Source organism: uncultured Escherichia sp., assembly GCF_948475835.1.
Lineage (GTDB): Bacteria > Pseudomonadota > Gammaproteobacteria > Enterobacterales > Enterobacteriaceae > ECMA0423.
On sequence record NZ_CAOLGM010000225.1, the window covers coordinates 1 to 3,136 of the forward strand.

Here is a 3,136-nt window from a genome sequence, read left to right on the forward strand (position 1 = left end):
GGTAATAGTTTAATAATATTAGATTCTTACTCTTGCAGTAGTTTCATCGCAAATTCAAGAACTGCCTGTCCGTTCATGGTGCCGTAGTCTTTCATCTCGATAACGGCTACAGGCATTTTCCCCTGTGCAACGGCTTCAATCTCTGGTTTCTGAAAGCGAACTTGCGGGCCAAGTAAAACAACGTCAACTTCGTTATTTTTAATTTTCCCTTTAGCCTCTGCAATCGCCAATGCGGAAATATTAACTTCAAGTGAAATAGCGTTAGCATGATCAATCATACGTTTAACCAGCATACTGGTTGACATGCCCGCAGCGCAAACTAACAATATTTTTTTCATATTTTCCCTTACTGGTATATAACAGATTACATTGTTTAAATATCATATCCCGCAGTAGCTATACGTCCTGGTACATTGATCACAGTAATACAGTGATAAAGTTGTTCAACATCAGGGTGATTATTAAACGACTCGGCCATACGATAAAACAATCAGGACTCAACTCCTTGTTTTCAATGGCTCTTAAAAGGTGCAAAAGTGATTTTTCAAAAGATTGCCCGCTTACTTAAATCCGAAATCAATGGCAATTCATGGCATGTTGGTGATTTGTTGCCGTCAGAAGCGGAACTCGCTGTTCGTTATAATGTTTCGCGTAATACCCTGCGTAAGGCATTATCCTTGCTGGAAGGCGAAGGAATTATTCACAGAAAGCATGGTTCAGGAACATACATTCAAAAAAAGAATTTTGTTGCACACATTGATCACATGAACAGTTTCAGTGAAATTGCGCATAAAAGCGGCAAAGAGGCAGGGAGTCAGATTATGAAATTTGAAGTGCAGGATGCTTCACCCACTATTGCGACTGAGCTGAATTTAGTGACTGGTGAGCAGGTTTATTACATAAAGAGACTGCGATTCATTGAGGATAATGCAGCACAATTAGAAGAAACGTGGATGTCAGTAGCACGTTTTCCTGATTTAACCGTGTCACATATGCAAAAATCCAAATTTTCATATATTGAGAATGAATGCGGGATCAAAATCATTGGCACCTTTGAAACTTTCTCCCCTACTTTTCCTACCCCAGAAATCGCCAGTATTTTACGGATCAGCCCACGGGATCCCATACTTAAAATTCAGACCCAGGCTGTGGACAGTAACTCTATTCCGCTGGATTATTCGTTACTTTACAGCAATATTTTCGAGTTCCAGGTAAAGTACTTTTTCCCGCGATAAAAGCAGACGCACAGAGTGCTGACATCACATTCTGTGCGTATGGTTTAGCCTCTAACCTTTACCGCTTTACGCCACCGCAAGCCAAATACATTGATATACAGCCCGGTCATAATGAGCACCGCACCTAAAAATTGCAGACCCGTTAAGCGTTCATCCAACAATAGTGCCGCACTTGCCAGTCCGACTACGGGCACCAGTAACGATAACGGTGCAACCCGCCAGGTTTCATAGCGTCCCAGTAACGTCCCCCAGATCCCATAACCAACAATTGTCGCCACAAACGCCAGATACATCAGCGACAAGATGGTGGTCATATCAATAGTAACCAGACTGTGAATCATGGATGCGGAACCATCGAGAATCAGCGAGGCAACAAAGAAGGGAATGATTGGGATTAAAGCGCTCCAGATTACCAGCGACATCACCGCCGGACGCGTTGAGTGCGACATGATCTTTTTATTGAAGATGTTGCCACACGCCCAACTAAATGCTGCAGCCAGGGTCAACATAAAGCCGAGCATCGCCACATGCTGACCGTTCAGACTATCTTCGATTAACACCAGTACGCCAAAAATCGCTAAGGCGATCCCCGCCAATTGTTTGCCATGCAATCGCTCCCCGAAAGTAAACGCGCCAAGCACGATAGTAAAAAACGCCTGTGCCTGTAACACCAGCGAAGCCAGTCCAGCAGGCATACCGAAGTTAATGGCACAAAAAAGAAAAGCAAACTGCGCAAAACTGATGGTTAATCCATACCCCAGCAGCAAATTCAGTGGTACTTTCGGTCGTGCGACAAAAAAGATAGCCGGAAAAGCGACCAGCATAAAGCGCAAACCGGCCAGCATCAGCGGTGGCATGTTATGAAGCCCCACTTTGATGACCACAAAATTTAGCCCCCATACGACCACTACCAGTAGCGCCAACACCCCATCTTTTCGCGACATTCTACCGCCTCTGAATTTCATCTTTTGTAAGCAATCAACTTAGCTGAATTTACTTTTCTTTAACAGTTGATTCGTTAGTCGCCGGTTACGACGGCATTAATGCGCAAATAAGTCGCTATACTTCGGATTTTTGCCATGCTATTTCTTTACATCTCTAAAACAAAACATAACGAAACGCACTGCCGGACAGACAAATGAACTTATCCCTACGACGCTCTACCAGCGCCCTTCTTGCCTCGTCGTTGTTATTAACCATCGGACGCGGCGCTACGCTGCCATTTATGACCATTTACTTGAGTCGCCAGTACAGCCTGAGTGTCGATCTAATCGGTTATGCGATGACAATTGCGCTCACTATTGGCGTCGTTTTTAGCCTCGGTTTTGGTATCCTGGCGGATAAGTTCGACAAGAAACGCTATATGTTACTGGCAATTACCGCCTTCGCCAGCGGTTTTATTGCCATTCCTTTAGTGAATAACGTAACGCTGGTGGTGCTCTTTTTTGCCCTCATTAACTGCGCCTATTCTGTTTTTGCTACCGTGCTGAAAGCCTGGTTTGCCGACAATCTTTCGTCCACCAGCAAAACGAAAATCTTCTCAATCAACTACACCATGCTAAACATTGGCTGGACCATCGGTCCGCCGCTCGGCACGCTGTTGGTGATGCAGAGCATCAATCTGCCCTTCTGGCTGGCAGCTATCTGTTCCGCGTTTCCCATGCTTTTCATTCAAATTTGGGTAAAGCGCAGCGAGAAAATCATCGCCACGGAAACAGGCAGTGTCTGGTCGCCGAAAGTTTTATTACAAGATAAAGCACTGTTGTGGTTTACCTGCTCTGGTTTTCTGGCTTCTTTTGTAAGCGGCGCATTTGCTTCATGCATTTCACAATATGTGATGGTGATTGCTGATGGGGATTTTGCCGAAAAGGTGGTCGCGGTTGTTCTTCCGGTGAATGCTG

Annotated in this window: 4 protein-coding genes; 2 read left to right on the top strand and 2 right to left on the bottom strand. The window is 44.8% G+C overall.

The genetic code is table 11. The annotated features are described in order from the left end of the window. Positions 1-26: 26 nt before the first annotated feature. Positions 27-338 (bottom strand): PTS sugar transporter subunit IIB, encoded by a 312-nt coding sequence (locus QZF50_RS23155; protein ID WP_000722571.1) that lies wholly within the window; start codon positions 336-338, stop codon positions 27-29. A 198-nt stretch (positions 339-536) separates the two neighbouring features. On the opposite strand from QZF50_RS23155, the gene QZF50_RS23160 reads away from it, so the two are divergent. Continuing rightward, on the top strand, positions 537-1,235 hold the full coding sequence (locus tag QZF50_RS23160; RefSeq protein WP_000577184.1) for a GntR family transcriptional regulator: 699 nt from the start codon (positions 537-539) through the stop codon (positions 1,233-1,235). A gap of 44 nt (positions 1,236-1,279) precedes the next feature. Here QZF50_RS23160 and eamA read toward each other — a convergent pair whose 3' ends face one another. After that, a complete protein-coding gene (gene eamA / locus QZF50_RS23165) occupies positions 1,280-2,179 on the bottom strand; it encodes an O-acetylserine/cysteine exporter (RefSeq protein WP_000087216.1) in 900 nt (299 codons plus the stop codon). Between the two features lie 194 nt (positions 2,180-2,373). Between eamA and QZF50_RS23170 the strand changes: the two genes are divergently transcribed. Continuing rightward, a partial coding sequence (locus QZF50_RS23170) for an MFS transporter (RefSeq protein ID WP_290389022.1) occupies positions 2,374-3,136 on the top strand: 763 nt, incomplete at its 3' end.